Source organism: Streptomyces sp. NPDC003943 (assembly GCF_053605265.1).
Window position 1 is genome coordinate 1 of record NZ_JBSGIW010000173.1, and the last position, 5,604, is coordinate 5,604.

Annotated in this window: 4 protein-coding genes and 1 pseudogene; all 5 read right to left on the reverse strand. The window is 73.3% G+C overall.

All coding sequences use genetic code 11. From position 1 onward, the window contains the following. Positions 1 to 411, reverse strand: a pseudogene (locus ACWEV0_RS35555) (hypothetical protein); the annotation flags it as partial. A 235-nt stretch (positions 412 to 646) separates the two neighbouring features. Then, a complete protein-coding gene (locus ACWEV0_RS35560) occupies positions 647 to 1,438 on the reverse strand; it encodes a TIGR03936 family radical SAM-associated protein (protein WP_453153945.1) in 792 nt (263 codons plus the stop codon). A gap of 122 nt (positions 1,439 to 1,560) precedes the next feature. After that, the gene (locus ACWEV0_RS35565; RefSeq protein WP_453153946.1) at positions 1,561 to 3,096 is read right to left on the reverse strand and encodes a hypothetical protein; all 1,536 of its coding nucleotides are present in this window, start codon (positions 3,094 to 3,096) and stop codon (positions 1,561 to 1,563) included. A gap of 70 nt (positions 3,097 to 3,166) precedes the next feature. Further along, positions 3,167 to 5,098 (reverse strand): TIGR03960 family B12-binding radical SAM protein, encoded by a 1,932-nt coding sequence (locus tag ACWEV0_RS35570; RefSeq protein ID WP_453153947.1) that lies wholly within the window; start codon positions 5,096 to 5,098, stop codon positions 3,167 to 3,169. 52 nt (positions 5,099 to 5,150) lie between these two features. Next, positions 5,151 to 5,604: CHAD domain-containing protein (locus ACWEV0_RS35575; protein ID WP_453153948.1), on the reverse strand; the 454-nt coding region annotated here is incomplete at its 5' end.

The window sequence follows — 5,604 nt, forward strand, 5'->3', positions numbered from 1 at the left end:
GGCCGGAGCGGCCTCCTCGACGACCTCGGCGGCCGGGGCCGGAGCCTCGGCCTCGACCGTGGCCGGCTCGGGCGCGGTGGCCTTACGGGTGGCACGGCGGCGGGTACGCGGGGCCGGAGCGGCCTCCTCGACGGCCTCGGCGGCCGGGGCCGGAGCCTCGGCCTCGACCGTGGCCGGCTCGGGCGCGGTGGCCTTACGGGTGGCACGGCGGCGCGTACGCGGAGCCGGAGCGGCCTCCTCGACGACCTCGGCGGCCGGGGCCGGAGCGGCCTCGACGACCTCAGGGGTCTCGGCGGCGGCCTCGGCCGTCACCGGCGGACCGGCCGGCCGGGAGGCGGCGCGCCGACGACGACGCGGCGGCAGCTTGTCACCGGGTGCGTTGTTCTCGTGTTCTTCGTGCTGTTCGAGCATGCGGGCGGTTCTCCCGTCACGCCCCCGGGCGCCGCGTCCGGTTCCGGTCCGGCGGCACGTACGCGCGTCGAGCGCGGTGCCGCCGTCCGGGGCGCGGGCGCCGCACGGGAGCTGTATGTCTGGCTCGCCGGTTCCGTACGCCTTCTGCGGACGGCCTGGCGAAAGTCTCCTGGTCAGTGCGCGGCCCGACCCAGGTGGCTCCCGAGTACCAGGGCTGCGCTACGACGACCGCTCCCTACGCGGTACCGGCACCCGGCGCCGTCGCTGAGGCGGTCGCGGCGGCCGTGGATGAAGCGGCCGTGACTGCCTCGCGGTCGGGCGCGAGCGGGTCGGTCACCGTGCCGGACTCCTCGTCGAAGAGCCCCTGCGCCAGCCTGGTCACCGCAGCGGGGACCGGCGGCGCCAGGTCGGCCACAGCTCGGAGACCGGACAGGACGTCGTCGGGTCGCACGGCAGGTGTCACGTGCCGAACAACCAGCCGCAGTATCGCACAGGCGCTGTCCACCGGCCTATCACCCCGGGGATCGCCCTGGGCGGGGGCCGCGGTCAGCTCCACGACGGCACCGCGGGTGTCGAAGGTACGGATTCCGTTCTTCGTCTTGCGCTGTACTTCCACGGTCTCGGCCGCGAGAAACGCCTCGACGGCCTTGTTCGCGTCGTCGACGGTCACGCCGTCGAGCCGCAGCTCCCACACGGAGGCGGTGAGCCGGTCGGCGAGACCGGAGGTCCGGGCCTCGACGGCGTCGACGATGTCGAGGCCGGTCGGCATGGACTCGTCGAGCAGGGCCCGCAGGGTCTCCGGGTCGCGCTGCTCGGTGAGGGCGATCTCCAGGTACTCGGCCTCGGAGCCGGTGCCCGTCGGTGCGGCGTTCGCGTACGACACCTTGGGGTGGGGGGTGAAGCCGGCCGAGTACGCCATGGGCACCTCGGCACGGCGCAGCGCACGCTCGAAGGCGCGCTGGAAGTCACGGTGGCTGGTGAACCGGAGGCGGCCGCGCTTGGTGTAGCGCAGTCGGATGCGCTGCACCGCAGGTGCGGGCGGCGGGCCTTCGGGCTGTCGCTTGCCCAGTGGTTCTTCTCCTCGGTGCGGGGCGGGCGCGGGAACGCGCCGCCCTCGAAATGCGGTGTGTCCCGGGGGTCCCGCCCGGCTCACCCCCGCTTGTGCGGGGAGATCTCGGGTGCGGGCGCCGCGCCGGGGACGTTCGTTGTACTACCCAGAGTACGCGCCCGGGCCACCTCCGGTTCCCCGACCAGGGCCCGCCAGGCATCCCGACGGGCCTGCCGGACCGTGTCCCGGGCGGCAGCCAGGGCGGCCCGGGCGGACGTACGAGCCTCGGCGACGGCCCGGCGCGCCGGACCCCACACGGCATCCCGCACCCAGTGCCCGACGGGGGTGCACACCTCGCGGTACGCCCAGGCCAGCGGCCGCCGCACCAGATTCCGCCCGAGCCAGGCCAGCGGCCGGGCGACCAGGTTGCGCGCCGCCCACGCCACCGGCCGCACGACCAGGTTCCGCGCCGCCCACACCAGCCCCCGGACGGCCCACGTGACCGGCCGCACGACCAGGTTGCGGGCCAGCCACGCGAGGCCGCGGCCGACCGCCCGGGAGACGAACCCGGCGGCACGCCAGCAGATCGCGAGGGCGTCGCGGATCTCCCGGCCGAGGGGGACGAGAACGCGCTGCCAGAGCCGGCGGACGGGGAGGACGATGCCGTACGTGACGAACGGGACGAGCAGATGGCGCCAGGGCCAGCGGAAGAGGAGGGTGCCGAGCCCGACGCCGACGAGCACGAGACCACGGGCGAGCCGGGTGAACGCCCACACGACCCCGTGGCCGAGCCGGGTGAAGACCCACGCGAGGCCGCGCCAGAGGTGCCCGGCCGCCCACGCGATCCCCCGGCCGATCCCCGTGAACGCCCAGGCCAGGGCCCAGGCCGAACGGGTGAACAGCCAGCCGGTTCCGCGCGCGGCCGGGGCCAGGATCCACCGGTACAGCCAGGTGACCGGGGCGACCGCTCCGTACCGCCAGAGCGCACCGCCGGCCGGGGCGAGCAGCTGCCGCCAGAGCCATCGGGCCGGCGCGGCGACCCCGTAACGGGCGACGGGCACGATCACGTACCGCCAGAGCATGACGAAGGGCCGGGCCAGCGCCCTGCCCAGCCACCGGCCGACCACAACGAGCCCCCGCCCGATGCCGCCGAACGCCCAGACCAGCCCGCGACCGACGCCGGTGAACGCCCAGACCAGCCCGCGACCGACGCCGGTGAACGCCCAGGCCAACCCCCGCCCAACGCCGCCGAACACCCAGGCGAGGCCCCGCCACGCCCCGCCGAAGACCCACGTGGCGCCGCGCCAGATCGCAACCGCAGCGCGCGTGACGCCCCGGCCCACCTGGCCGAACGCCCAGGTCAGGGCGCGCGCCACCGGCCGGAACGCCCACGCCAAGGCCCGGTTCGTCCCCTCCACCAGCCGTTCCAGCCCGTCCCCGATCGCGCCGGCCAGCCACGCCAGGCCCCGGCCCGTCGGGCGGAGGACGGTGCGTTCGAGGAGGTGGCCGGCGGCCTTGAGGGCGTCCCAGGTCATGCGGACCGGGAGGACGAGGAGCAGCACGACGATGCGGACCGGGATGCGGATCAGCGCATGCGGGGCGGGCACCGGGGGCGGGGCCGGGGTTTGCGTGCTCATGCCCGACAGGACGCAGACGGCCCGGCGGAGGGTTCACCCTCCGCCGGGCCGTCACGGCAGCGTTACACGCCTACTTGTTCACGACCGTCAGCGGCAGCAGCTGCTTGCCCGTCGGGCCGATCTGGATGTGCGTGTCCATCTGAGGGCACACGCCGCAGTCGAAGCACGGCGTCCAGCGGCAGTCCTCGACCTCGGTCTCGTCGAGCGCGTCCTGCCAGTCCTCCCAGAGCCAGTCCTTGTCGAGGCCGGAGTCCAGGTGGTCCCAGGGCAGGACCTCCTCGTAGGTGCGCTCGCGGGTGGTGTACCAGGCGACGTCGACGCCGAAGTCGGGCAGCGTCTTCTCGGCGCACTGCATCCAGCGGTCGTAGGAGAAGTACTCGCGCCAGCCGTCGAAGCGGCCGCCGTCCTCGTACACCGCGCGGATGACGGCGCCGATGCGGCGGTCGCCGCGGGAGAGGAGGCCCTCGACGATGCCGGGCTTGCCGTCGTGGTAGCGGAAGCCGATCGAGCGGCCGTACTTCTTGTCGCCGCGGATCTTGTCCCGGAGCTTGGCCAGGCGCTCGTCCGTCTCCTCGGCGGAGAGCTGCGGGGCCCACTGGAACGGGGTGTGGGGCTTGGGCACGAAGCCGCCGATGGAGACCGTGCAGCGGATGTCGTTCTGGCCGGAGACCTTGCGGCCCTCGGCGATCACGTTCATCGCCATGTCGGCGATCTGCAGGACGTCCTCGTCCGTCTCCGTCGGCAGGCCGCACATGAAGTACAGCTTCACCTGGCGCCAGCCGTTGCCGTACGCGGTGGAGACGGTCCGGATCAGGTCCTCCTCCGAGACCATCTTGTTGATGACCTTGCGCATGCGCTCGGAGCCGCCCTCGGGGGCGAAGGTGAGACCGGAACGGCGCCCGTTGCGGGTCAGCTCGTTGGCGAGGTCGACGTTGAACGCGTCCACGCGGGTCGAGGGCAGGGAGAGGCCGACCTTGTCGTCCTCGTAGCGGTCGGCGAGACCCTTGGCGATCTCGCCGATCTCCGTGTGGTCGGCGGAGGAGAGCGAGAGGAGGCCGACCTCCTCGAAGCCCGTGGCCTTCAGGCCGCGGTCCACCATCTCGCCGATGCCGGTGATGCTTCGCTCCCGCACGGGGCGCGTGATCATGCCGGCCTGGCAGAAGCGGCAGCCGCGGGTGCAGCCGCGGAAGATCTCGACGGACATGCGCTCGTGGACGGTCTCCGCGAGCGGGACGAGCGGCTGCTTGGGGTACGGCCACTCGTCGAGGTCCATGACGGTGTGCTTGGAGACGCGCCACGGCACACCGGACTTGTTGGGCACGACACGGCTGATGCGGCCGTCCGGCAGGTACTCGACGTCGTAGAACGCCGGGACGTAGACGGAGCCGGTCTTGGCGAGGCGGAAGAGGACCTCCTCGCGGCCGCCGGGCCGGCCCTCGGCCTTCCACTGGCGGATGATCTCGGTCATGTCCAGCACGGCCTGCTCGCCGTCGCCGATGATCGCCGCGTCGATGAAGTCCGCGATCGGCTCGGGGTTGAAGGCGGCGTGGCCGCCGGCGAGCACGATCGGGTGGTCGACGGTGCGGTCCTTCGACTCCAGCGGGATGCCGGCCAGGTCGAGGGCGGTGAGCATGTTGGTGTAGCCGAGCTCGGTGGAGAAGCTCAGGCCGAAGACGTCGAACGCGCCGACCGGGCGGTGGCTGTCCACGGTGAACTGCGGCACGTTGTGCTCGCGCATCAGTTCCTCGAGGTCCGGCCACACGCTGTACGTGCGCTCGGCCAGGACGCCCTCGCGCTCGTTCAGTACCTCGTAGAGGATCATGACGCCCTGGTTGGGCAGGCCGACCTCGTACGCGTCCGGGTACATCAGCGCCCAGCGGACGTCGGCGGACTCCCACGGCTTGACCGTGGAGTTCAGCTCTCCACCGACGTACTGAATCGGCTTCTGCACGTGCGGGAGCAGAGCTTCGAGCTGCGGGAAGACAGACTCGGCAGCAGACATCTCGAACCTTCGTGAGCTGGCAGGGGGGCGACTCTCAAGCGTACCCCGGTGCTCAGTGGCTCAGCGCCGCCCGGAGTTCCGGGGCCGCGGCCCGCTTCCAGAGCGCGGGGAGCTCACGCTCGTCGGCCTGGGCGGAGGCCTCCTCGCGTCCGTACAGAAGTCCCCAGGTGAAGGTGGTCTCGCCGGCGGCGTGGGCCTGGACGGCGATCTCGCGCAGCGCGACGCGGGCGACGACGCTGTCCTGGTGTTCGCCGAGCAGCGACTGGACCGCCTTCACGCGCTTGGCCAGCCGCTTCGCGGGTTTGCCGAGGGTGGGGCGGGCGGCGTCGGCGGCGTAGCGGGTGCGCTTGGCGGCCTTGCGGGCGGCGTGCAGGGCGAGGTCGCGCTCGTGGCCGGGGTCGAGCGCGAGGGCGCCTGCACGTCGGCGCTCGTCGTCATGTTCTGCGAGCCGTCGCCGCAGGCGGCCGTGGTCGAGAGCAGCGCGCCGGACAGGAGGACGGCGACGA